We start from the raw sequence: 25843 nt of genomic DNA, 5'->3' as shown, positions 1-25843 counted from the left end.
GCTATATTCAAAAAAACAGAAACCACTACTTCAAAATTGAAATAGTGGATACTGTTTTATAAGGACTTAAAAATTTATCTAGCTAAACCTTGAAGTACCAAAATTTGACTTGCTTGTTGCTCATTCGGACGATTTGTTCCGCCGTCAACACCTTTGTATTTTGCACCTGTCCAAGTATGTGGCTGAACACTTAACATAAAAGTGTCATTGATACCAACTTGCTCCGAAACATCAATCAAAGCACCGTATTCCCAGTCACCAAATTTAGAAGTTCCGCCTACGTTGTATTTTGCCGCATCTGTAGCAGTACGACGGTGGTCTAATTCAACTACAACTTTCAAATCTTTTGTAGCAATATTATATTGATAGATGTATGCATCGTGCGTTTCGTCTCCGTAACCGTTTGCATCTTCCTGAACATACACGTAATTTTTAGTTACGCAGATATTATCCGGATTTTGGAATTTCCCTGCAATTCCGCTTCTGTTATCTCCATCAAGAATCACTTCTAAAGTTCCTTTTAACGGATCAGCTGCATCAAGATTTAATCTGTAAACTCTTCCGTATTTCGTTCTTGAACCATCAGCATTTGTTCCAGTTGTTGCTTGTCCTGTAACGTTGAAATACAATTCACGATCTGCACTATCTCCGCCTTTGCGGTAATCTAAATCTTCAACACGGCCAAATTTGATTGCTTTCAAAGTATTTACTGCAGCATTAATCTGTGCACCTGTCATTGTAGTATGATTGTCAATTTTCACAAAAGAAACAGGATAAGTTTTACCAGTCTCCATATCTTTTTCTCTTTGATTATCATCGTTTCTTTTTAGCATGTATAAAGATCCGCCAGTCAAATCACCAACAGAGTTAGATACATACATAAAAACTTGACCTCCGTAAGTTCCAGAATCGTCATCGCCAATTACCACAACTGTTTTTCCTTTGTATGCAGTAGAACGCAATGGCAATGCATTTTCGGCACTTAAACGGCCAAATCCTGATAATTCTTTTGAAACTGATGCATTTCCTGCACTTCCGTAAGGATCCAAAGCGTGTGTGCGAGATTCTTCACCAGATTCCCCACAAGTCAAATAAACTGGACCAAAACCATGTTCTGCTTGTGTAGCCATTGTCGCGCCACACAATCTCCAAGTTCCTCCGCTTGAATTCAATAAATATTCCCCTTTTGTAGGTTTAAATGTTTTGTCTAATGTGATTCTTGAAACTGCAAAGTTATCTTCGTTGTTTACTAAAAAAGTAAATGTTCCGTCAGTGTTTTTCAATAAACCTGAACCATCTGCTGAACCTCCAAAAACAAAGCTTGGGCTATCTGGAAAAACATCATCTGAGCTAAAAAGAGAGTAGATTTTCAAATTTTCGAAACCTGCTTGCGCTTTCAACAAACTTGGCGTAACAGATTGGTCTTTTAAAATAACGCTTGTGACCGGCGTGTCATCTTTAGAATCGTTGTTACAAGATGTAAGCACCGACCCAATAATCATTAGAGGTAAAATAATTCGTTTCATAAGCTAAAATTGGTTTTATTTTTTTTACAAATTAAATCCGAGCACTTTAACTTAAAATGACTTCTATATTATCAAAAAAACAAGACTTTTACCACAAAACATATTTATTGAGGAAAAATTTAACAATAAATTAGTAATACAAAATACTGATAAACTTCTATTAACATTACTGTCAAAAAAAGAAGCGAATTTTAGAACTTGATTCTGCAATTCTTCTCATATCTCCGTTATTTTGATTTTTTTATCCTAATAAATAGTCTAATTTTACGAAGCATAGTCCTGCTATTCATTGCAATACTTTTCAATAAATTGCTTTTTTCCAAAGCCATAACAAGAGCTTATCCTGATGCATCAGGAGTCGCTTTGTTCTGTCAGGAAAAAATGCAATTTCTTTTCAAAGTATTTCTCCCGAAGCGTCGGGACTATCAGGACTGGGCATTGGTTTTCAAAAGATTTTTTTCAATATTTCAAAATTCACAATGACAAAAAGAATTCTAATTTTATTTATTATTTTATTCAATTTAAATGGAAATGCTCAAAATGCTTCTGATAAAAATAATGAACAACAAATCTCATACATTTCGATAGGAATTTGCGATTCGATAAAATCGCTTAAAGCAATTAATTCTCATTTAGTTAATTTACAACAGACAGAAATATACTCAAAGTTCTTAAACGATTATATTCTCATTAAACAAGAAAATCTAAAACATGCGGATTTTAAAAACGAATTTAACGTTCTCAATTATAAATTAATTAACGAATTAAATAAAACTTGCAAAGATTTTAAAATCAAAAACTCTACAATTTTACCATTCACTAATCTTATAGATATTGATTCAATATTTTCAACAGAAGAAACCGAAAAAATTAATGTTCTAGCGAGACAAATTAGAACAAAAAACAAAATGGAAATTGTAATTCTAACAATTGATGATTTATATCCAGAAAAAGATATTGACGAATTTTCCATTAATAAGCTAACAGATTGGAAAGTTGGCGGAGTATATCAAAAAAGTGGTGCGATTATCGTGCTTAATAAAAAATTAAAAAAGGTCTATATAGCAACAACCGAAATTGCAAAAAACTATTTAACAAATGAAAATTGTGATAAACTAATCACCAATATTATGGTTCCAAATTTTAAAACCAATAATTATTTTGAAGGCATATATAAATCCTTAATTGAAATAAGCAACATTCTTAAATAAAATACAGTTTTCAAAACAACATTTTAATTTCATGGAAAAATTCACATTAGAAATATTATTTCAAATCATCGGAATCGGTTCTGCATCAGGATTATTTTATAATAATGACGCACTTTACGTAATTGGCGACAACAGCGGATTTCTATATGAATATAATATGCAGAATCAGCAATTAAACCAACATGCTTTAATTGACAGTCCGACGCAAAATATTCCAAAAAACCTAAAACCCGATTTTGAATCGATTACGCATCATAACGATACGCTGTATGTTTTTGGTTCCGGCTCCACCGAAAACCGAAACAAAATGATTGAATTCGACATCAAATCAAAAAAGGTTTTACAGAAAAATAATTTAGTCGATTTATATGGCTTGATGCAAAGCTTTGGCGAAATAAAACCAGAAGATTTCAATTTGGAAGGCGCTATTTTCGATGGCGAAAATTGGTATTTATTTAATCGTGGAAATGGCGTTACCAACAAAAACACAATTTTCACGATTCATGCCAAAAAACTAGATCAAGAATTTGCTTTAATTGCGGTGAACTATAAACTTCCAAAAATAAAAGGCGTTCGTTCCAGTTTTACAGACGCCATTTTGGTCGAAGACAAAATCTATTTCCTTTCAACTGCCGAAGACACAAAATCAACTTATGATGATGGTGAAATCCTGGGAAGCTTCATTGGAAGAATCGACGTCAAAACTATGAAAATCGATTTCACGCAAAAAATAACTTCGACCAATAAATTTGAAGGTTTGACTTTCTATAAAAAAGAAAACAACAAAATTGAGTTTTTACTTTGCGAGGATAATGATACTGAACTTTTAGAAACTAAGATTTATAAATTGACTTTGCCGGTTAAGTAAGAGTTACGCAAGTCGCACAAAGTCTTTCGATTACAATATTCCGTAGAGGCGCACAGCTGTGCGTCTCCGCAAAGAATATAACAATGATTGGGGCAAAATTGCGGATTTACGAGACGTTAGACGTACTGCTGTGCGCCTCTACGATAAAAAAACGACAATTATCGGTTAAATATTTTTTTGCCACATTTTATGTCAAATGACAAGATCATAAAAAGTTGAAATCCAAGCTAAATAATAAATCCCCAAAACCAAAACCACAACCAAAATAAATGCTAAACATTTTAAATTCAACCAAGAAACCAGCTTTAATTATCAGCATTATACTTTCTGTACTTCTTCCGGTTCTGGCAATGTATTTCTCATTGTTAATCAAAAAACTTGGCATAGATAATGAAACACAATTTTACATTTCAAGATTTGCGATTTGGATTTCTTTATTGCTGTTATATTTATATGCAATAAAAATAGAAAAACAGCCTTTTTTGCTTTGGAAAGAAACAAATTATACATTTTCTGAATTCGCGAAAGCACTATTCATAACATTTGTAAAATTATTTTTAGCCGTTTATATTACTGGTCTTTTGATTATGTTGTTCAAAATAACAGCCGAAAGTGCCGTATTACAAAAAGCTTTGGCGCTTTTTAAAAAGAGTTACTTTTTACTTTTTTTCACCTGCGTCACTGCTGGAATTACAGAAGAATTAATTTTCAGAGGGTATTTATTGCCAAGATTAGAACTGCTTTTTAAAAACAAAATTCCCGCAATAATTATTTCAAGTATTTTATTTGGATTACTGCACATTGGCGACGGAACATTGCTGAATGTAATTGGGCCAATCGTAATTGGATTAGTATTTGCAATTCAGTACGAGAAATACAGAAACATTAAAATCTTGATTATCTGTCATTTTTTATGGGATCTTTTTCTTTTGATGGCAAAAACGTAAAAAGCATATTTATACAAATAGAATAAAAACTTTTAAAACATTTGTAATAAACTATAACGCAAAGGTTTTCAATTAATATGACATATAGACGCACTGCAGTGCGCCTCTACAAAAAACCTTTGTAACTTTGTTTCTTTGTAACTCTGAATCTAAAAAAATTTTATAACCTTCCCAACCTTTTTATCTTTTTAGTTCTCTTTATATTTAAAGACCATACTTGTGATAAACGAAACTCTAATTTCTGGCTGCAAAAAAATGAACCGAGACGCTCAGCGTCAGGTTTATGAGCACATGGCTCCAAAATTGTATCGCGTTTGCAAACGATACCTCAAGAAAGAAGAAGAAATTGAAGAAGCTCTCGCCGATGCTTTCTACACTATTTTCACCAAATTAGACCAGCTCAAAGAAGAGAAAGCCTTTGAAGGCTGGGCCAGAAAAATTGCTGTTAATTACTGTTTGGCTACCATCAAGAAAAACACCAATTTCAACATGTATCTTGATGATGTAAAAGTGTTTTCACAGCCTTTTACCGAAGAAATAAGCGCATTAGAAGAAGAAGATCTGCTCAATTTATTGAACCATATTCCAGATGGCTGTAAAACCGTTTTTAACCTTTTTGTTATTGAAGGTTTCGGACACAAGGAAATCGCAGCAATGCTTAACATTTCTGAAGGCACTTCAAAATCACAATTGAATGCCGCCAAAACCAAACTGAAAGACTTGGTAAATAAATTGTATTATCAAAAAGCAAAATAGTCATGGACAATCAAGATAAAATATTCGACATATTTAAGGAAGCAGCTGAAAATGCTCCGATAAAAGATTTTCCGGGAATGGAAAAAGTTTGGTCGCGCGTTGAACAAAAACTCGACAAAAAGGAAGACAAAAAAACCATTTCACTTTGGAAAAAAATTGCAGTTGCCGCTTCACTTTTATTAGTAATTTCTTTGGGTTATCAATTCTTAAAAACAGATAAAAATTCAACTTTAGAAAACACGAACAAAATCGTTACAAGCGATACAAAAGAGGAGCCTAATAACAATATTCCTGCTGAAGAAAGCACAGCAATTGTTTCATCGGATTCGCAATTAGTCCCAAAAACGGCAGCCATTAAAATTCTAGAAAAACAAACCAAAAACAAAGAAAGTGTAGCCATTCAGGAATCATCTAGCGGTAATTCAGTTTATACTTTGCCTGCTCCTGTAATGTCTGCCACATCAGTAGCCGATGCTGTTGCAACACAAAATTTTGAAGAAGAAGCTGAAATCGCAGAGAAAAGAGAAGAAGCTCAACAAAAAGAATATGCAACAAAATACAGACAGGAATCTGCTAAAGTTGCTTTTGCAGAAAAACAAGCCATGAGTGCAAAAAAGAGTGCACCGCTAATTATAATGAACGGCAATGCAATAGCTCACAGCGACGATACAAAAAGAGATAAAATGATGCAGGCGGAACTTCCGAATGTACAACCTGAAAATGTAGAATCATTAGTAATTCTTGACGAACCGCTTTACATTATTGATGGCATATATTATTCTGAAGAAGATTTATTTGGCAAAAAACCAACGAGTCCTTATGCCCCATTAAATCAGCAAGACATTAAAACAATAACCATTTTACAAGACCTTGAAGCTACTGAAAAATATGGCGAAAGAGGCAAAAAAGGAGTTGTTATAATCACTACAAAAACAGGAAAACCAACTCCTAAAAAATAATCTAAGCTTGGCCAAAGTCTGCAGCTTGGCCAAAGCAAAATCAAAACATTAATTCTTAAAACTTATTATCATGAAAAGTCTAAAACTTATTTCATCAGCCATTGCTATGCTTATATGTTTCGTAACCCTGGCACAAGAAAGAACTATTACGGGAATTGTTTCTGATAAATACCAACAGCCTCTTCCCGGAGTATCGATTTACATTCAAAATACAAAAATATCTGCCACAACTGATTTTGATGGAAAATACAGCATCCAAGCCAAAACAGGAGATATGTTAGTTTTCAGTTTTATTGGATACGAAACTCAAAAACAAAAAGTTCAAAACTCAAATACAATTAATATACGACTTAATGAATACAGCCAAACGTTGAATGAAGTTGTAGTTGTTGGTTATGGCACAAGTGAAAGCACTTCAGATTACAGTGCAAGAAGTTATGAGCGAGCGGAAAGAAGAAGAGAAAAAAAAGAAGCTAAGCAAGCTTCTCAAGCGGTTGCTTTACAGGGAAAAATAGCTGGTCTTCAAGTTCAAAGTAACATGAATTATTCTGTCGCGCCAAGTCAAAGTATTGCTATACGCGGAAATGCTTCAATTTCTCCAAAAAACGAACCCTTGTATATTATTGATGGAGTTCCAGCAAAAGCCAATCAAATGGCAAAAATTAATCCGAATGATATCCAAGATTTAAAAGTACTGAAAGATGATGCGGCAACTTCTGTTTATGGCAGCAAAGCTTCAAATGGAGTTGTCGTAATTTCGACCAAAAACGAAATCTACAAAAACCTTTCAGAAAAAGAATTAGACAAAAAATTAAATATTATTCCGATTCCTACTCAACCAACTCAGGAAGATTATGATGCCTTTGTAGAAAATGCATTCGAAAGTCCAAAAACTGCTCCGCTTTCAACTTTTTCAATAGATGTTGACAATGCTTCTTATACTAATATCAGACGTTTTTTGAATAATGGACAACAAGTTCTAAAAGATGCTGTTCGCGTAGAAGAAATGGTTAACTTCTTTAAATATACTTATCCACAGCCAAAAAATGAGCATCCGTTTTCAATCAATACAGAAGTAAGCGATTCACCTTGGAATTCAAATACTAAAATTTTAAAAATTGGTTTACAAGGAAAAAACATTCCGACTGAGGATTTGCCGGCTTCAAATCTTGTTTTCTTGATTGACGTTTCAGGCTCAATGGGCGACATGAACAAACTGCCTTTATTGAAACAATCTATGAAAATTTTAGTAAATGAATTACGTTCTAAAGACAAAGTAGCAATTGTGGTTTATGCTGGTGCTGCGGGAATGGTTTTGCCACCAACTTCTGGAGATGAGAAAAAAACAATTATTGACGCATTAGACAAATTGCAATCTGGAGGAAGCACTGCTGGTGGCGCAGGAATCGAATTGGCGTATAAAACGGCAACAGAAAATTTCATTAAAGGCGGAAACAATCGTGTAATTCTAGCAACAGACGGCGATTTTAATGTTGGAAGCACTTCAAATTCTGATATGGAAAAATTGATTGAAGAAAAAAGAAAGACAGGTGTTTTCTTGACTTGTCTGGGTTACGGAATGGGAAATTACAAAGACAGCAAAATGGAAATTTTAGCGGATAAAGGAAACGGCAATTATGCTTATATCGATAATATTCAAGAAGCGAATCGTTTTTTAGGAAAAGAATTCAAAGGTTCGATGTTTGCAATCGCAAAAGATGTAAAAATCCAAATTGAATTCAATCCGAAACAAGTTCAAGCCTATCGTTTGATTGGTTACGAAAACAGAAAATTGCGCCCAGAAGATTTTAAAAATGACGCTATTGATGCAGGAGAATTAGGAAGCAATCACACCGTAACGGCATTGTATGAAATTATTCCGGCTGGTGTAAAAAGCGATTATTTAACAGAACAGCCAGACGCTTTAAAATATACTAAAACTGAAAACAATTCAAACGTTTACAGCAATGAATTGGCGACAATAAAATTCCGCTACAAAAAACCAGATGGCGAAAAAAGCATTGAAATGGCTCAGATTATCGAAAATAAATCGGTTGCTTTGGAAAAAGCGAGTGATGATATGAAATTTAGTTCTGCCGTTGCTTGGTTCGGATTGAAATTGAGAGATTCGAAATTAATTGCCAATAAATCTCCTGAAGAAATTGTAAAATTAGCCAAACAAGGAAATTCAAACGATGGCGAAGGTTATAAAGCTGAATTCATTCGATTGGTTGAAGGTGCAAAACAATACAATTAGTCAATACATAATGTGCATAGATATGGTTTTGAAGGAATAACAAAAACTTGTTAAACTTAGATTAAGAAAACATCTTAAAGCATCATTTTAGTTTGCAAAAGCTTATTTTTGTAAGACTTATAATGATGCTTTTTGCATTTCTAAAAATACAATCATGACCGACTTAAAAAATAAAACTGCCTTTATTACAGGTGCAGGAAAAGGAATAGGAAAAGCCGTTGCCATTGCTTTAGCAAAAGAAGGCTCAAACCTAGTTTTAGTTTCGAGAACTCAAAAAGATGTTGAACAATTAGCTGATGAAGCTTCAAATTTAGGCGTAAAAGCTTTAGCCTTAACTGCTGACGTTTCTGACATGAATTCTATTAATGCGGCTGCAGAAAAAGCTTTAGCCGAATTCAAACATATTGATATTCTAATCAATAGTGCCGGAATTGCTTCTTTTGGAAAATTCTTAGAATTAGAACCAGAAGCTTGGGAAAGAATTATTCAAGTCAATTTAATGGGAACGTACTACACAACGCGCGCCATTATCCCGAATATGATTGAAAGACAAACGGGCGACATTATAAATATTTCATCGACTGCCGGTTTAAACGGAAACGCACTAACAAGTGCATATAGCGCCTCAAAATTTGCTGTTTTAGGCTTGACCGATTCTTTGATGCAGGAAATGAGAAAACACAACATTCGTGTAACAGCTTTAACGCCAAGTACAGTTGCAACTGATATGGCAAAGGATTTAAACTTAACTGATGGCAACCCTGAAAAAGTAATGCAGTCTGAAGATATGGCCGAATTGATCATTTCGCAATTAAAATTGAACCGAAGAGTTTTTGTAAAAAACAGCAGTATTTGGTCTACTAATCCTTAAAAGCAATCTTGTAAACTTTGTCAAAGTTTGAAACTTTGACAAAGTTCCAATCGCAAAAAAACATAAAATGGAAAAATATTTAAGACAATTGGTAGAAATAGAATTTGTCGATAAAAAACAGATTTTCACTGGATTTCTTATAGATTATTCGGATGATTGGATTTTGCTTCGAAATAATCCTGTTGATTTTATTTTGGATGGGTTTGTAATTTTAAGAAACAAAAACATCTTAGCAGTCAACAGAGATCATGATTTGGCTTTTACAGAAAAAGTAATTCGCTTGAAAGGCCTAAAAATCAATTCTGAAGATATTATCCCGATTAGAGATTTAGATTCTATTTTGAATTACATAAGCAATAAATATGGCATTTTTCAAATTGCCAAAAAATCAGCCAAATCAGCTTATTTAGGAAAATTGCTTTCTCTTACTGATGATGAACTTTTGATTGACTTTCTAGACACAAGAGGCCAATTTGGTGGCGAATTAAATTTTATTCCTGAAAAGATTCGTGTTATAGAGTTTGATACGGATTATATTAATTCTTTGAAGTTGGTTGTTCAGGATAATAAATGATTCTTTAAAAAAACAAGAAGCTGTCCAAAAAGTATTTGATGATCAGACATCAGCTTCGTAGAAGCGAAATATTTATAGAAATTACATTTATATTGATGACAAAGCTCCAGCGGAGCGACATTTTTTTTTAATGCTGGTTATTTCGCTCCTCTGGAGCTACTTTGCCATCTGTAATTTTGAATTTCTATAAATATTCTGCCCCGCTGGGGCCTAAAAATAAAAAACAAAGAGGCTGTCCAAAAAATAAGGACAGCCTCTTGCTTTTTATCAGAAATGACAGAATATGTGATAACTTTTGATTATTTAAAAAAATTAAGCTTCTGCTAATTTATTTACAAACTCCATTCGGACACTTCCGTCTTCATCAATTTTAGTCAAATTGATTTCTTGCAAAGTATTCACCAATTCTGGATTCCAAGGCGTTTTCACTTTTACATAATTTTCAGTGAATCCATGAATATATCCTTCTTTATTTTCTCCTTCAAAAAGAACTGTTCTTTTGGTTCCTAATTGGCTTTCGTAAAAAGCACGACGTTTTTTCACTGATAATCCACGCAACATTTTGCTTCGCTTTGCACGAACATTTGCCGGAACAACGCCATCCATTTCTGCTGCTTCTGTATTATCTCTTTCTGAATATGTAAAAACGTGTAAATAAGAAATATCCAGTTCATTCAAGAAATGATACGTTTCTAAGAAGTGCTCGTCCGTTTCACCAGGAAAACCAACAATTACGTCAACACCAATACAGGCGTGCGGCATTACTTCGCGAATTTTATTTACACGATCAATATAAACTTCTCGTAAATAACGACGTTTCATCAATTTCAAAATATCATTGCTTCCTGATTGCAGTGGAATATGAAAATGCGGTACAAAAGTGCGGCTTTTAGAAACGAATTCTATTGTTTCGTTTTTCAATAAATTCGGTTCAATCGACGAAATTCTCAAACGCTCAATTCCCTCAACTTGATCTAAAGCCTGAACCAAATCCAGAAACGTATGTTCGTGTTTTTTGTTTCCAAACTCCCCTTTTCCGTAATCTCCGATGTTTACTCCAGTTAAAACGATTTCTCTGATGTTTTGTGCGGAGATTTCTTTAGCATTTTTTAGAACATTTTCTAAAGCATCACTTCTCGAAATTCCTCTTGCTAACGGAATTGTACAATAAGTACATTTATAATCGCAGCCATCCTGAACTTTCAAGAAAGCGCGAGTACGATCTCCAATAGAATAACTTCCAACATAGAAATCAGCTTCAGCAATTTCGCATGAGTGAACTTCACCCATATCATTTTTGCTTAAGTTGTGAATATAATCGGTAATTTTAAACTTTTCAGTAGCACCTAAAACCAAATCAACACCATCAACTGCTGCTAATTCTTCTGGTTTTAATTGTGCATAACAGCCAACTGCAGCAACAAAAGCTTTATCGTTCAGCTTCATGGCTTTTTTTACTACTTGCTTAAATTGCTTATCTGCATTTTCTGTTACAGAGCAAGTATTAATCACATAAATATCGGCTATTTCTTCAAAATCGACGCGGTCAAAACCTTCGTCATTGAAATTTCTGGCGATTGTAGAAGTCTCTGAAAAATTCAGTTTACAACCCAGCGTATAAAAGGCAACTTTCTTTCTATTTTCCATAATTCTCTTAAATTAATGAAATCGTTGTCAAAAAATTTAAGGCTGCAAATTTACAAACAATTTCTGTAAAAGAAAATCAATAATTGACTTCGTTTCAACAATTTGCATTTATTATGATTTTATTAAAAATAAAATCGACTTAATGAAGGTAAAAATTTTGATAAACAATATTTTTTACGAACTTTACGTTATACAATTCAATAAGAATAAAATGACAAAAACATCGATAAAGTGCAAATTTTATCGACTAAATACATTTTTTATCGGTTTATATTCAAAAAATCTTACATTTACTATAATTAAATCCTCTTGTAGAATTTATTCCGATTTTAAAATTATGGAATGTATTAATTAATTTAATAATAAATCGGACATAACAATTTTGAATTTCAATCGTTATGTTGTTGTTTTGTGTAACAAAATGAAATGGGAAAGCCGAAAACCAAAGAGAGTAGGCAAAATAAAAATACAAATACCACACTTTATGAAAGCATTTTTACCCACAATCTGCTTGATGTTCTTAACCGTTTTTAGTTCGCAAGCGCAAACTAATGCCCCAGCCTCAAATCCATTTCCATCAATTAGTACTTTAACGGCTTGGGCAAGTTTAAATTCTCAACAGCAATTTGATGTTGCAATTCGCGCCGTTGGTTTTAAATTTGAGGTTAAAGAACCAGGTGCAGAATCTACTGCCTACACTTATATTCGTAAAGTAACTGTAAATGAAGTAAACTATACAGACAGAATTGTTTACAGAATTACGAATAACAATTCTGCAAGTATTATTTCGTTGGTTACAGCTTCTACAGATTTAGTAAGCCTGTACACACCGCAATTAGCAACTTTCAAAAACAACAATTGCAAAACTGAAATGTCTAAAGACAAAAACACAACTTGCAGCTGCTACGAAAGTGCCGCTTTTGCAATTGATCTTTGCGACGAGCGTGTGAAATTAACAATGGGTGATGGAAACAAATATTTTGTTTCTGTAGCTAAAAAATAATTATTTAAGAAATTACGTTTTCCAAATCTTTGTAAACTATCTAAAGCTTACAAAGATTTGGAACGCATTTCTTGCTATAAGTTTGGATTTTTCATTTCATACCAGACTTCTGTTTCTCCTTCATACTCAAAAGAGTTTACGTATTGCAAGCCTAGTTTTTCGAGAATTTTTCTTGAGTTTTCATTCCCTGCATCTGCATACGCATAAAGCGCATCTACTTTCATTTCATTAAAAGCATAATTTACAAAAGCTTTCCCGGCTTCTGTTGCATATCCTTTTCCCCAATGTTTTTCTATGAAACGATAACCAATTTCATAAAAGTTTTTATGTCCGTTAATTTCATCTGTAATGAACTTAATTCCGGACCAACCCAAAAACTCATTAGTTTCCTTAAGAATCACTGCCCAACGCCCTGTTCCAAAATCTTTATATTGTTTTTGAACAAAATGAATATATTCAATACTCTCTTCGGGCTTTTTTACTGGATTATTACCCAAGAAAAGATGCACCTTTGGATTTGAATCCAATTCAAACATTCCATCAGCATCAGAAAGAAGAAATTCTCTTAGTAGCAAACGCTCTGTCTCAATTGGATTTTTCATCAAAATTTAATTTAAGATATATTTCTGAACAACTTCTGCCACTCCATCATTATTGTTTGAAGCGACAATCAAATCGGCTTTATCGCGCAATTCAGGCGTTACATTATCAACCCAAACACCAAGTCCGGCATATTCAATCATCGTTAAATCGTTTCCAGCGTTTCCAACGGCGATTATTTCACTTTGACGAATTCCGAGCTTATTTGCCAAAATTTTCAAACTAGCGGCCTTGTCTATGCCTTGTTGTGCTGCTTCCAAGAAAAATGGTTTCGACATTGAAACGCTTAAATGAGGCATTGCCATTTTCAAATCATTTTCTAAAGTTTTTAAATAAGATGGCTCTTGCAATAAAATACATTTTACAGCAGGCCTATCAACATAATCTTTAAAACTCGAAACTTTAAGATGCGCCATTCCAGTAATTTCTTTTTCTACTTCAATAAATTCAGAATCGGTTTCACTTATAATTTCGTCATCTAAATAAGTGATGATATGTGTATTCATTTTTGCGCTGTAATCATACAAATCGTGAATTTGTTGAACTGTTAATTTCTGTTCAAATAAAACAAGATCGTCTTTTGCTCGACTGATTATGGCGCCATTAAATGAAATTATATATGAATCATTTAAGTCCATTTCCAATTCTTTTGCATAAGCAGTCATTGCCGAAGTTGGACGGCCAGAGGCCAAAACCACATAAACTCCTTTTGCTTGAGCTTCTAATAAAACTTTTTTGTTTAAATCTGAAATTCTATGATCGTCTGTCAACAAGGTATCATCCATGTCGAGCACTAACATTTTGTATTGCATCTTTTTTATAGTTTTCAGTTTTCAGTCGCAGTTTTCAGTTTTCACTGTGACTGAAAACTGCGACTGAAAACTTTTTAAATACTCATTCTAAAATCTTCAATTACTGGATTTGCTTTTGCAAAATCGGTTTCCTGAATAAAAACCTCAACAGCCAAATCTGTTCCGCCAAAACCTCCCAATCTAGCCGATTGAATATTATCTTTTTTTACTGTTTCTACTCCTGCTTCTTCTAATCTTTCCTGCAAAGCAATCGCTAATACTTCGCTTCCTGAAAACACTTTCATTAATCCCATGATAATCTATTTTGTTATTAAGTTTTCAGTCTCAGTCACAGTTCTCAACTAAACCGCGTACTAAAACTATTTTTAAAAATCCCGCTTTCCAATCATTAAGACTGAAAACCGGGATTGTTAATTATTCCTCTTCTTTGTCATCTTCCTCTTCATCAAGCTCCTCATCTTCTTCTTCATCAAATTCTTCGTCGCCTTCCTCTTCCATATCAAACAAATAAGGCTCAATCATAATTTTATCTGCCAAAATTTCAACGCGTTCTGCCAAATCTTCAGCAAAGATAATTCGTTGCACTTTGGCAATACTATTAGAAATACGAGTAATTTTTGGATCATGGCGCAATTTTAAAATCGGATCTGCATCATCTATAATAAACATTTTAAGACGATTTACGTTGTAACCTGCCGTACTGAACATGTCATTTAATTTGGTTGGAGTTCCAATTAAAACGTCGATTCCAGTAGAAACATAATTTTTATCATAATCCATATCGCCTTTGTCGTGAACTCCGTATACTTCTAGATTTGTATATTTATTATACTTATCAAAAAGCGCTTCCATTGCCAAAACCTTTTCTTTGTCTTCAACAATAATCAAAGCTCGAGGAGATTCTTCATTCTTCCCTGCCAATTGCTGAATTACATTCAAAACAATTGTCGTGGTTTTCCCGCTCCCTTTTGGCGAAACAATTACACAGTCCGCACCACTTTTTATGGTCGAAAAAGTTTCCATCTGCAAAACATTTGCTTCTGTCAAACCATTTTCAATTAAGGCGTCTTGTAATTTCTCGTTTATTTTTTTTAGTTTCATCTCTTAGAATTGAAAGATTAAAAAATTGAAAAAATTGAAAAATTAAATCCGAAGAAAATCTTTCAATCATTAAATTTTTCAATCATTAAATTAATTTTACTTGCTTGCGAACATTTTTACATCACTTTCAGAAATTTCGCTTCCTCCTAAAATGATCAGCCTTTCCACTACATTTCGAAGTTCACGGATATTTCCTGTCCAATCATATTCCTGCAATAATTGTATGGCCTGCGCCGAAAATCCTTTCACGGCATTTCCTTGTTCTGAAGCAATTTTTTCCGAAAAATGCGCAATCAAAGCTGGAATATCGTCACGTCTCTCATTCAAAGGTGGCACTTTTATCAAAATTACGGCCAAACGATGGTATAAATCTTCTCGGAAACGGCCTTCTGCGATTTCTTTTTTTAAGTCTTTATTAGTTGCCGCAACCACACGAACATCTACTTTAATATCTTTATCAGCACCAACTCTGGTAATCATGCTTTCTTGCAATGCACGCAAAACTTTGGCTTGCGCAGAAAGACTCATATCCCCAATTTCATCCAAAAAAATAGTTCCTTTGTCTGCTGCTTCAAATTTTCCAGCACGATCTTTAACTGCCGATGTAAAAGCGCCTTTTACGTGTCCGAACAATTCACTTTCGATTAATTCACTTGGGATTGCCGCACAATTTACTTCAATTAAAGGAAAATTTGAACGCTCGCTTTTTTCATGCAATTGATGCGCTACTAATTCTTTTCCAGTTCCATTTGGCCCAGTAATCAAAACTCTTGCTTCAGTTTGCGCCACTTTGTCAATCATAACTTTAATATGATTAATTGACTCGCTGTCGCCAATCATTTCGTAGTTTTTGCTGACTTTTTTCTTTAAGATTTTATTCTCAACAACTAATTGTTTTTTATCCAAAGCATTACGAACCGTATTTAACAAACGATTCAAATCTGGTGGTTTTGAGATATAATCAAAAGCTCCTAAACGCATCGTTTGAATTGCTGTTTCCATGTCGCCGTGGCCTGAAATCATGACCATCGGAATTTCTGGTTTTATTTTTTTTACTTCTTCTAAAACCTCAACTCCGTCCATTTTTGGCATTTTGATATCGCACAAAACCAAATCGTAATCGTTGTTTTTTATTTTTTCAAGTCCCGCAACTCCATCTTCGGCTTCATCAACCTGATACGAATCATTTTCTTCTGATAATATTTTTACCAAAACTCTTCTGATTGCTGCTTCGTCTTCGATAATTAGTATTTTACTCATTCTTTTCTAAGATACTAAGATACTAAGATGCTAAGTTTCTGAGTTTTTTTTAGCTAAAATCTTAGCATCTCAGAATCTTAGAAACTTAGAATCTCTAAGTTAATATTTAAGCCACTTATACAATTCCTTCCAAGTTGGTTTTTTGCCATACATTAAAATACCTACTCGGTAAATTTTTGCAGCGAACCAAACCACAAGGAAAAATGTAGCAAACAATAATGATACCGAAATTGCAATTTGCCACCACGGCACGCCAAACGGAATACGCATTAACATTACAATTGGCGAGGTAAGCGGAATCATTGAAAATGCAACTGCAACCGTTCCGTGAGGATCATTTACTACAGTAAAAAATCCAATGTACACACTCAAAATTAAAGGCATTAATATTGGCAATAAAAACTGCTGCGAATCGGTTTGATTGTCAACCGCCGCTCCAATTGCTGCATAAAATGAGCTGTATAGAAAATATCCTCCAATAAAATAAATTACAAATCCGATTAAAATGCTGGCAATTGGCAAATTCCATAATTCAGTAATATACATTTGGGCTGATCCTGATAATTGATGTTGTGCCGTTTGCATCATTTCTGGCGAAATTCTGGATGTTGGCCCAACATTTACGCCAAAAAACGCCGAAGCAGCAAACATTAATCCCAAACCAATAATTGCCCAAATCATAAATTGTAGAATTCCCGCTAATGAAGTTCCCACAATTTTCCCAATCATTAATTGAAATGGCTTTACTGATGAAATAATGATTTCGATAATTCTATTTGTTTTTTCTTCGATTACGCTGCGCATTACCATATTTCCGTAAATGATAATGAACATCATGATTAGATAGCCAAATGCGCCACCTATTGCGATTTTTATCTCATTTAAACCTTTCAAACTCTCTTCTCCAGAAGCTTTTACCAAATGGATATTCACATTTGACTGTGCTTTTTGAATCGCCAAAGTATCCAGCTTTGCTTCTTCTAAATTTAATTTTGTGATTTTATTTCCGATGATATCCTGAGTGTTTTCAATAAAAGAAATACTCGGACTGTTATTTGAAATAAATTCAATTTTACTTTCGAGATCTTTCGTCTTATCCATTTTCGGAATAACAATCAATCCGCTAAAATTTTCTTTTGTTATACTGTCTTTTAAAGCTTTTAAATCAATTTCAGATAAATTCAGATATTTAAATTCGGCTCCTTTTTTATTTTCTTTTAAAAAATCTGAAACAAAAATTCCAGTTTCGTCATGAATTGCAATTTTTTTGGTTTCTGCTTTCATTGAACTTAAATAGCCGATAAAAACAGCTATTGCCACAAACAAAAGCGGACTTAAAAATGTCATAACAACAAAAGATTTATTGCGGACTTTGGCAATAAATTCTCTTTTTATAATTAATGAAATAATACTCATTTCTTGATTTTAGATGTTAGATTGTTGACTTTAGATTTTTAGATTTTAGGCATTCACTCTAAAATCTAAAATTTGAAATCTAAACTTTATTTTCAGTAACCGTTTGAATAAAAATATCGTTTATACTTGGAATTTTTTCAACGAAATGTGTAACCTGTCCGCGTTGTGTAAGGACATTTAATAATTCGTTTGGAGAAGCATTTCCTATTTGAATATTCAATTTCAAATCATCATTTAAAGATTTAAAGCTTGCCGGCGAAACCGTAAATTTTTGCGTAATGTCATACATCAAACCTTCAACATTGCTGGTCAAGATTCCGACTTCAAAACTATTGGTTCTAAATTGTCGCTTTACATCAACAACTTTCCCTTCAATCAATTTATTAGACTTATGGATTAAAGCAATATTTTCACAAAGTTCCTCTACACTTTCCATTCTGTGCGTCGAAAAAATGATGGTCGATCCTTGTTCTTTTAAAGCAAGAATTTCATCTTTAATAACATTAGCATTTACCGGATCAAATCCTGAAAATGGCTCATCTAAAATCAGCAATTTTGGTTTGTGCAAAACACAAACGACGAACTGAATTTTCTGCGCCATTCCTTTAGAAAGCTCCTGGATTTTCTTATTCCACCAACCTTGAATTCCTAATCGGTCAAACCAATAATCCAATTGTTTTTTAGCTTCAGCTTTAGAAAGACCTTTCATTTGAGCCAAATACAAACACTGTTCCCCTACTTTCATCGAGCTATACAAACCTCTTTCTTCTGGAAGATAACCGATAGTTTGCACGTGTTTCGGCTGTAATCTTTCTCCATCCAAAATTATCTCGCCGCTGTCTGGCAATGTAATTTGGTTTATGATTCTGATAAGGGAAGTTTTTCCGGCTCCATTCGGACCCAAGAGTCCATATATACTGCCTTTTGGCACATTCAATGAAACTTCGTTAAGCGCTACATAATTGCCATATTGCTTTACGACTTTATGTACTTCGAGTAAGTTGCTCATGTGGTTTTTGAGATTTTCTACGTTGCTAATGCCATTATGGCTAAAGCGACTGTAAAAGTAAATAATTAGTAGCGAATCTGCGTACTATTCAGCAAAAAACCCATTCTAAATTTATGCTAGAATGGGTTTTTGAAATTTATAACCTTTTCAAAAAGTTTAGATTATGAGAACATATCTTTTACTTTCTCGAAAAATGATTTCTCTGATTTCTCTGGACTTGGAGCAAAGTGCTCATCGTTTAAAGCATTTTCAAAGAATTGTTTTTGTTCTTTATTTAATGTTTTTGGAGTCCAAACGTTTACGTGAACTAGCAAATCTCCACTTCCGTAACCATTCAAACTCGGAATCCCTTTTCCTTTTAATCTCAATATTTTTCCAGATTGAATTCCTTCTTCCAATTTGATACGAACTTTTCCGTTGATTGCCTCAATATCTTTTGAAGCTCCTAAAACTGCTTCAGGGAAACTGATGTATAAATCGAAATGAACATTTTCACCTTCACGCTTCAAGAATTCGTGTTCAACCTCTTCGATCGCTACAATTAAATCTCCTGGAATACTATTTCCTGGAGCATCGTTACCTTTGTTTGCAACTTTTAACTGCATGCCGTCAACAACTCCCGCAGGAATTTTGATTGATACTGTTTCGTCTTCTTGAACCATACCTTGAGCATCAGCCTCAGCAGGTTTTTTATCTAAAATCTGACCTGAACCTCCACAAGTAGGACAAGTTGACGCAGATTGCATTCTTCCTAAAATAGTATTGGTAACACGCATTACTTGTCCTTGACCGTTACAAGTCGTACAAGTTTTATACGTTACGCCTTTTGCCTGAACTTTACGTTTTACTTTTACTTTTTTCTCAACTCCATTTGCAATTTCTTCTAAAGTCAATTTCACTTTAATTCGAAGATTGCTTCCTTTAGCACGACGAGGGCCACCGCCTCCGCCACCGAAGCCGCCAAATCCTCCACCGAAAATATCACCAAATTGACTGAAAATATCATCCATGTTCATGCCACCATGACCGCCAAATCCGCCAGAACCATCAAATGCCTGATGACCATATTGATCGTATTTCGCTTTTTTCTGTGGATCACTTAAAACTTCATAAGCTTCTGCTGCCAATTTGAAGTTTTCTTCTGCCTCTTTGTCGCCTGGATTTTTATCAGGGTGGTATTTTAAAGCACTTTTTCTATATGCTTTTTTAATTTCGGCAGCATCAGCATTTTTTGAAATGCCTAATATTTCGTAAAAATCTTTTTTCATAATTAGATTAGGTTCCAAATCTTATCCCGACGCTTCGGGACCAAAATCCAAAATAATTCACTTGGACTTTGTTTACATTTTTTTTTAGTTTCCAACTACAACTTTAGGGAAACGAATAATTTTGTCTCCTAATTTGTATCCTTTTTCAATAACATCAACAATTTTCCCTTTCAATTTGTCAGACGGAGCTGGAATTTGGGTAATTGCTTCAGCAATATCAGCGTTGAAAGCATCACCTGCTTGAATTTCAACTTGCTCTAAACCTTTAGAAACTAAAGTGTTTTTAAGTTTATCGTGAATCAACTCAACACCTTTTTTCAAATTTTCATCATCTGACTTGTTGATCTCTACTGCCGCTCTGTCAAAATCATCTAAAACTGGAAGCATAGCCAACAAAACTTCTTGATTTGCTGTTTTAAACAATTCAAGACGCTCTTTTGAAGTTCTTTTTTTGTAATTTTCAAATTCAGCAAATAATCTCAAAAACTTATCTTTTTCGTGAGCCAAGTCTTTAGCTAATTGCTCCTCAACACTTAATTCTTCAACAATTAACTGCTCTCCGTTGGCATTGTTCTCTAACGTTACATCATCTAATTCCTGATCGAATTCTGTATTTTCCGTAGTCATATTACTTTTATTTTTAAAAATATTCTTAAACTTCATTTTATTTCTTTCTGTTGGATTGCAAAAGTACTGCCAAAAATCCTAAAATGTCAAATTGTCACTTTATTAAAACTGAGGGCTTTAAAAACCAATTTTATACTAAAAAAATTTAGCACAATTTTAAGACTATTACGTTATAGTTTATTTTATCTTTGAAGACGTAAATAAAAACAAAATCTATTATCTATCAAAATTGAATTTAAGGGTTGGCTAAGGCCTCATAAATAATTATTAATTCAAATTTACCTTATATTAAAAAAAAGCTTCGTCTACAGAGACGAAGCTTTTTTTATTTTGGCGATGATCAAAATTTTCACTTTGAACTATTTATTTGCACGGGCGGAGGGATTCGAACCCCCATCAACGGTTTTGGAGACCGCTATTCTACCCTTGAACTACGCCCGTAACTTGAGGTCGCAAATTAAGAGTTTTTTTTCTTTACAGACAACTATTTCATGCAGAGATTTTAAAAGAAAACCCTTTAAATCCGCACAATTCAAAGCAAAAACCTTTACTACAGATAGTTAACTCAAAAAAGTTTTTTTTTATTATTTCACGCAGATTTAAAAATGATTCAAGCAGATTAACGCAGATTTCTTTAATATAAAAATCAAATTAAATCTGCTTTAATCTGCCGAATCTGCGTGAAACAAATATGCCGCAAAAGACTAAATGGCAATAATTATGCTTGCAAAGCGCTTTTCAAACCATCAAAATCGACAGAAACCTGTTCTCCTGTCACTAAATTTTTAAGTGCAAAAGTATTTGATGCAATTTCTTGATCGCCAGCGATTACCGCAAACGGGATCAAACGTTTGTCTGCATATTGAAATTGCTTTCCAACTTTTACATTATCAGGATATAATTCTACTTTTATATTTTCTTGTCTTAATTTTTGAATTGCTTTTGAAGCATACAAAGCTTCTTTATCTCCGTAATTAATAAAGATTGCTTTTGAAGTCGCAGCAACTGTTTCTGGAAACAATTGTAATTCTTCTAAAACTAAATAAATTCGATCCAAACCAAAAGAAATTCCAACACCACTCATATTTTTCAAACCAAAAATACCCGTCAAATCGTCGTACCTTCCGCCACCGCCAATAGACCCCATTGCAACCGTTTTTGGCGCTCCAACTTCAAAAATAGCTCCCGTGTAATAATTTAAACCACGTGCCAAAGTCACATCTAAGTCTAAAATTGCGCTTGACAAACCTAAATCTGCAACATTGTCACATATAAATTTCAATTCCTCAACACCCTTCATTCCTTCTTCAGATGAAGACAACAAATCTGAAAGTTGGCTAATTTTATCTACGAAAGTTCCTGAAAAACTAAAAAGTGGTTGCACTTTTACTAAAGCCTCTTCAGAAATTCCTTTTTCAATCATTTCTTTCTTTACGCCGTCTTCTCCAATTTTATCCAATTTATCAAGAGCGACCGTAAAATCGATTAATTTATCTGAAGCGCCAATTACCTCAGCAATTCCAGATAATATTTTTCTGTTGTTGATTTTGATTGTAACACCTTCTAAACCTAAAGCTGTAAAAACCGTATCGTACAATTGAACTAATTCAACTTCCTGCCACAATGATTTCGAACCTACAACATCGGCATCGCATTGAAAGAATTCTCTAAAACGCCCTTTTTGCGGATTATCAGCTCTCCAAACAGGTTGAATTTGGTATCTTTTAAAAGGAAATTCAATTTCGCTTTGGTGCTGTACAACGTATCTTGCAAACGGAACTGTCAAATCATAACGCAACGCTTTCTCAGAAATTTTTCCTGTGAATTTGTTTAGTTCGATTCTTTGCTCTAAACTTATTTTTTCAGCAGAATTCAATTGCAATTCTTCTATTGATTGTGGCAATTCAATTTTACTTTTATTGTAAAAAAAGTTACCCGAATTCAAGATTTTAAAAATCAAGCGATCTCCCTCTTCTCCATATTTTCCCATCAAAGTATCTGAATTTTCAAATGAAGGCGTTTCGATTGGCTGAAATCCAAATTTTTCGAAATTAGCTTTTATCGTCTGAATAATATATTGACGTTTTGACACCTCTGCTGGTGAAAAATCTCTGGTTCCTTTTGGAATGCTTGGTTTTGAAGCCATTTTATTTATTTTAGATTGTTGATTTTAGATTTTAGATTTCCTTTGAAACTTAAAATTCAAAAAACTTTAAAATTAATTTATTTATTTTTTTGATTGCTGGTTCTTAGACTTTCGACTTTATGACTTTCCAACTTTCGACTTAATTTAAGTCTGCAAATATCTTACTTTTTAAAATAAATAATAACACTTGGAAAACAAACTTGTAACAAAAAACGTATTTTCGTGTCAAATTGGTCATGATGCTAAAATTATTTAAAGAAAATATCCGAATTGCTTTTGGTTCCATCAAAACACAAATTCTACGAACCATTCTTACTGTATTAATTATTGCTATCGGAATTACCGCCTTGGTTGGAATTTTAACCGTTGTCACTGCATTGGAAAATACTGTTTCAACAAATTTTGCTTCCATGGGCGCCAATACTTTCAACATCAACCAATACGAAAACAATCTTAAAAACCGTGGCGGAAACGAACGTGAAATCATAAACCCGATTATTTCTTATCCTGAAGCGGTTGCCTTCAAAAATAAATACAAATATCCATTTACTGAAACCTCTCTTTCGTTTACTGCGACCTCAAAAGCCGAAGTTAAATTTTTAGGCGAAAAAACAGATCCGGAAATAAAAATCCTTGGTGTAGACGAACATTTCATTTCAAATTCTGGTCTTGAAACCACTTTAGGACGTTCATTCAATCAATTTGATATCGACAACAATACTTATTCCTGTATTGTTGGTTCTGATTTTGAAAAAGGGCTATTAAAAGATGTCAATCCAATTGATAAAATTATTTCTATCAGGGGGGCGCGTTTTAAAGTAATTGGCGTATTAAAAGAAAAAGGATCAACATTTGGAAACAGCCAAGATTTGCGTATCTTGATTCCAATTCAAGTGGCGCGTTCTTTATTTACAGCACCAAATATCAATTACACAATTAGCGTTATGGTCTCTAAAAAAGAACTTTTAGATCCTGCAATTGACAATGCTACCAGCGTAATGCGTAGAGTTCGCAAATTAAATCCTGTCCGTGATAATAACTTCGGAATTGGACGAAGCGATGATTTAATAAACAGAATTCTTGGAATCACACAATACTTAGGCTGGGCTTCTTGGATAATTTCTATTATTACAATTCTTGGTTCATCAATTGCCTTAATGAATATTATGATTGTTTCGGTTACTGAACGCACGCGCGAAATTGGAGTACGAAAAGCTTTAGGCGCAACCAAATCAACTATTTCTACTCAGTTTTTTATCGAAACTTTATTAATTGGTCAAATTGGCGGATTGGTCGGAATTATAATCGGAATTCTGCTTGGTTTTGCGATTGCAACGGCAATGAATTTTGCATTCGTTATTCCGTGGAGCGCTATTTTTGCTGCTTTTGCAACTAGTTTTACAGTAGCAATAGTTTCAGGATTGTATCCTGCAATAAAAGCTTCTAAACTAGATCCAATTGAGGCTTTGCGCTATGAATAATTTTTTTTTAGTATTCAGTCTCAGTTTCCCGTCACAGTAAAAAACTGAAAACTGAGACTGAGACTGTAAACTTAAATATTCGTTTTTATCATTCGGTCATTATCATAAATATCTTTGCGGAGTTCGATATTTATAAAATTCATTTTTTCCAGCATTTCTTTCGTTTCTTTACCCAAATACTGATTGATCTCAAAATACAATTGTCCATTTTCCAAAAGGCTTTTCTGAGCTAATTCGGCAATTTTTCTGTAAAAAATCAAAGCGTCGTTATCATCAACAAATAAGGCTAAATGTGGTTCAAAATCCAGAACATTCTTTTTGATTTCAGCTTTCTCTAAATTTCGAACATACGGTGGATTTGAAACAATGATATCATAATCTGATTTCAATCTTTCCAATTCCAGAATATTTTTCAGCATAAAAGTAACCTCGACATTATTGTTTATCGCATTTCTTTTAGCCGTATCCAATGCTTTTTTTGAAACATCAATCGCATAAACTTTTGCATTTGGAAGATTTTTAGCCAATGAAATTGCAATACAGCCACTTCCAGTTCCTATATCTAATATTTTGATTTCTTTGGAATTTCCCTTGTTTTCATTAATGATCCATTCTACCAATTCCTCTGTTTCCGGCCTCGGAATCAAAACATTTTCATTGACTTCAAAATCCAAACCGTAAAAACTGGTTTTCCCAAGCAAATACTGTATCGGAACTTCGTTTTTTAAATCATCTAATAGTGAATCCCAAACCACGAAATCCTTTTCAGAAAAATTCAGTTCATGATTTAAAGCCAAATCAATCTGGCGCAATTTATGTTTGTCTTCTAGAATTAAATAGAAAAAACTCTCCGCTTCGTATGCATCATATAAAGGCGATAATTCTTTTATAAACTGAGTGCGGTATTGTTTAATTTTCATTTCTGATCTCTGAGTAATTTTTATTCAGCAAAAGCTGATTTTTCTTTCAAATAAGTATTGAAAAATCTAATTTGTTACACGATTTTACAAAACTTTCAACATCCAAACCGGGCAAGAATTGTGCCCAGTACATCCCATTGGAGCATCTAAATATTCAAAACCTGATTTTTTATATAATTTTTGAGCAGCATGCATAAAAGGCATCGTTTCAATATAACATTTTTCAAATCCAAAATTTTTCGCTTCCTGTAAGCATTTCTCCATCATTTGGCTACCAACTCCTAAACCTCGTGTTTTAGGCAAAAAGTACATTTTTTGAAGTTCACAAATTTCTGGCGCTCCATTCTCTAAAGGTGCAATTCCGCAACAGCCAACAATTTCTCCTTCATTTTCAACAACAAAATAAACTGATCTTGGCTTGTTGTATTCTTCAAACATTAAATCCAGATAAGGATCTGCGTAAGCTGTCCCTACTTTTGGAATTTCCATTTCATCAAAAACAGAACGTATTAATTGAGCGACTGCTTTATTGTCTTCTTTTTTAATCGCTCTGATTATGCAATTTTTCATTTTTTTATTCGTGT

At 33.6% G+C, this 25843-nt stretch carries 24 protein-coding genes and 1 tRNA gene; 10 read left to right on the top strand and 15 right to left on the bottom strand.

What is annotated here, in order from left to right; translation table 11 throughout:
- Positions 1-74 precede the first annotated feature (74 nt).
- Positions 75-1526 (bottom strand): PhoX family protein, encoded by a 1452-nt coding sequence (locus H600_RS0106225; protein ID WP_026727976.1) that lies wholly within the window; start codon positions 1524-1526, stop codon positions 75-77.
- A gap of 479 nt (positions 1527-2005) precedes the next feature.
- On the opposite strand from H600_RS0106225, the gene H600_RS0106215 reads away from it, so the two are divergent.
- From H600_RS0106215 to H600_RS0106175, 8 genes are all read left to right on the top strand, one after another.
- A complete protein-coding gene (locus tag H600_RS0106215; RefSeq protein ID WP_026727975.1) occupies positions 2006-2737 on the top strand; it encodes a TPM domain-containing protein in 732 nt (243 codons plus the stop codon).
- Positions 2738-2768: 31 nt separating this feature from the next.
- Positions 2769-3605, top strand: coding sequence for a DUF6929 family protein (locus H600_RS0106210; protein ID WP_026727974.1), 837 nt, complete (start codon positions 2769-2771; stop codon positions 3603-3605).
- A 269-nt stretch (positions 3606-3874) separates the two neighbouring features.
- Positions 3875-4552, top strand: a complete 678-nt coding sequence (locus H600_RS22505; RefSeq protein WP_084157358.1) for a CPBP family intramembrane glutamic endopeptidase — start codon at positions 3875-3877, stop codon at positions 4550-4552.
- A gap of 255 nt (positions 4553-4807) precedes the next feature.
- A complete protein-coding gene (locus H600_RS0106195) occupies positions 4808-5308 on the top strand; it encodes an RNA polymerase sigma factor (RefSeq protein ID WP_035108437.1) in 501 nt (166 codons plus the stop codon).
- A gap of 2 nt (positions 5309-5310) precedes the next feature.
- Positions 5311-6267, top strand: coding sequence for a hypothetical protein (locus tag H600_RS0106190; RefSeq protein ID WP_026727971.1), 957 nt, complete (start codon positions 5311-5313; stop codon positions 6265-6267).
- Between the two features lie 70 nt (positions 6268-6337).
- Positions 6338-8524, top strand: coding sequence for a VWA domain-containing protein (locus tag H600_RS0106185; protein ID WP_026727970.1), 2187 nt, complete (start codon positions 6338-6340; stop codon positions 8522-8524).
- 154 nt (positions 8525-8678) lie between these two features.
- Positions 8679-9395 (top strand): 3-ketoacyl-ACP reductase, encoded by a 717-nt coding sequence (locus tag H600_RS0106180; protein WP_026727969.1) that lies wholly within the window; start codon positions 8679-8681, stop codon positions 9393-9395.
- A 67-nt stretch (positions 9396-9462) separates the two neighbouring features.
- Positions 9463-9969 carry a hypothetical protein gene (locus H600_RS0106175; RefSeq protein WP_026727968.1) on the top strand — a complete coding sequence of 169 codons (507 nt, stop codon included), beginning with the start codon at positions 9463-9465 and terminating at the stop codon, positions 9967-9969.
- A gap of 312 nt (positions 9970-10281) precedes the next feature.
- Here H600_RS0106175 and mtaB read toward each other — a convergent pair whose 3' ends face one another.
- Positions 10282-11616 carry a tRNA (N(6)-L-threonylcarbamoyladenosine(37)-C(2))-methylthiotransferase MtaB gene (mtaB, locus tag H600_RS0106170; RefSeq protein WP_026727967.1) on the bottom strand — a complete coding sequence of 445 codons (1335 nt, stop codon included), beginning with the start codon at positions 11614-11616 and terminating at the stop codon, positions 10282-10284.
- Between the two features lie 484 nt (positions 11617-12100).
- Here mtaB and H600_RS0106165 point away from each other — a divergent pair, with 484 nt between their 5' ends.
- A complete protein-coding gene (locus H600_RS0106165; RefSeq protein ID WP_026727966.1) occupies positions 12101-12619 on the top strand; it encodes a hypothetical protein in 519 nt (172 codons plus the stop codon).
- Between the two features lie 74 nt (positions 12620-12693).
- Here H600_RS0106165 and H600_RS0106160 read toward each other — a convergent pair whose 3' ends face one another.
- From H600_RS0106160 to hisS, 11 genes are all read right to left on the bottom strand, one after another.
- On the bottom strand, positions 12694-13221 hold the full coding sequence (locus H600_RS0106160; protein WP_026727965.1) for a GNAT family N-acetyltransferase: 528 nt from the start codon (positions 13219-13221) through the stop codon (positions 12694-12696).
- A 6-nt stretch (positions 13222-13227) separates the two neighbouring features.
- On the bottom strand, positions 13228-14031 hold the full coding sequence (locus tag H600_RS0106155) for a Cof-type HAD-IIB family hydrolase (RefSeq protein ID WP_026727964.1): 804 nt from the start codon (positions 14029-14031) through the stop codon (positions 13228-13230).
- Between the two features lie 74 nt (positions 14032-14105).
- Positions 14106-14324 (bottom strand): putative signal transducing protein, encoded by a 219-nt coding sequence (locus tag H600_RS0106150; RefSeq protein ID WP_026727963.1) that lies wholly within the window; start codon positions 14322-14324, stop codon positions 14106-14108.
- 121 nt (positions 14325-14445) lie between these two features.
- Complete coding sequence (locus H600_RS0106145; protein ID WP_026727962.1) at positions 14446-15132, bottom strand: DEAD/DEAH box helicase; 687 nt, start codon at positions 15130-15132, stop codon at positions 14446-14448.
- A gap of 96 nt (positions 15133-15228) precedes the next feature.
- Positions 15229-16392: a sigma-54-dependent transcriptional regulator gene (locus tag H600_RS0106140; RefSeq protein ID WP_026727961.1), complete on the bottom strand. Its 1164-nt coding sequence runs from the start codon at positions 16390-16392 to the stop codon at positions 15229-15231.
- A gap of 99 nt (positions 16393-16491) precedes the next feature.
- Entirely contained in the window at positions 16492-17808 is a 1317-nt protein-coding gene (locus H600_RS0106135; protein WP_026727960.1) for an ABC transporter permease, read from the bottom strand.
- A 79-nt stretch (positions 17809-17887) separates the two neighbouring features.
- On the bottom strand, positions 17888-18817 hold the full coding sequence (locus H600_RS0106130) for an ABC transporter ATP-binding protein (protein WP_026727959.1): 930 nt from the start codon (positions 18815-18817) through the stop codon (positions 17888-17890).
- Positions 18818-18978: 161 nt separating this feature from the next.
- Complete coding sequence (gene dnaJ / locus H600_RS0106125; protein ID WP_026727958.1) at positions 18979-20085, bottom strand: molecular chaperone DnaJ; 1107 nt, start codon at positions 20083-20085, stop codon at positions 18979-18981.
- Positions 20086-20169: 84 nt separating this feature from the next.
- Positions 20170-20748 (bottom strand): nucleotide exchange factor GrpE, encoded by a 579-nt coding sequence (locus tag H600_RS0106120; RefSeq protein WP_026727957.1) that lies wholly within the window; start codon positions 20746-20748, stop codon positions 20170-20172.
- Positions 20749-21082: 334 nt separating this feature from the next.
- Positions 21083-21153, bottom strand: a tRNA-Trp gene (locus H600_RS0106115).
- A gap of 277 nt (positions 21154-21430) precedes the next feature.
- On the bottom strand, positions 21431-22858 hold the full coding sequence (gene hisS / locus H600_RS0106110; RefSeq protein WP_026727956.1) for a histidine--tRNA ligase: 1428 nt from the start codon (positions 22856-22858) through the stop codon (positions 21431-21433).
- Between the two features lie 236 nt (positions 22859-23094).
- Here hisS and H600_RS0106105 point away from each other — a divergent pair, with 236 nt between their 5' ends.
- The gene (locus tag H600_RS0106105) at positions 23095-24339 is read left to right on the top strand and encodes an ABC transporter permease (protein WP_035108434.1); all 1245 of its coding nucleotides are present in this window, start codon (positions 23095-23097) and stop codon (positions 24337-24339) included.
- 71 nt (positions 24340-24410) lie between these two features.
- On the opposite strand, the gene prmC is transcribed toward H600_RS0106105, so the two are convergent.
- Both prmC and H600_RS0106095 read right to left on the bottom strand, forming a co-directional pair.
- Positions 24411-25259, bottom strand: a complete 849-nt coding sequence (prmC, locus tag H600_RS0106100; RefSeq protein ID WP_026727954.1) for a peptide chain release factor N(5)-glutamine methyltransferase — start codon at positions 25257-25259, stop codon at positions 24411-24413.
- A gap of 84 nt (positions 25260-25343) precedes the next feature.
- Positions 25344-25829, bottom strand: a complete 486-nt coding sequence (locus H600_RS0106095; protein ID WP_026727953.1) for a GNAT family N-acetyltransferase — start codon at positions 25827-25829, stop codon at positions 25344-25346.
- Positions 25830-25843: the final 14 nt, after the last annotated feature.

This window comes from Flavobacterium denitrificans DSM 15936, from assembly GCF_000425445.1.
In the GTDB taxonomy this organism is placed as follows: Bacteria; Bacteroidota; Bacteroidia; order Flavobacteriales; family Flavobacteriaceae; genus Flavobacterium; species Flavobacterium denitrificans.
This window is presented reverse-complemented; position numbering and strand designations above follow the sequence as displayed.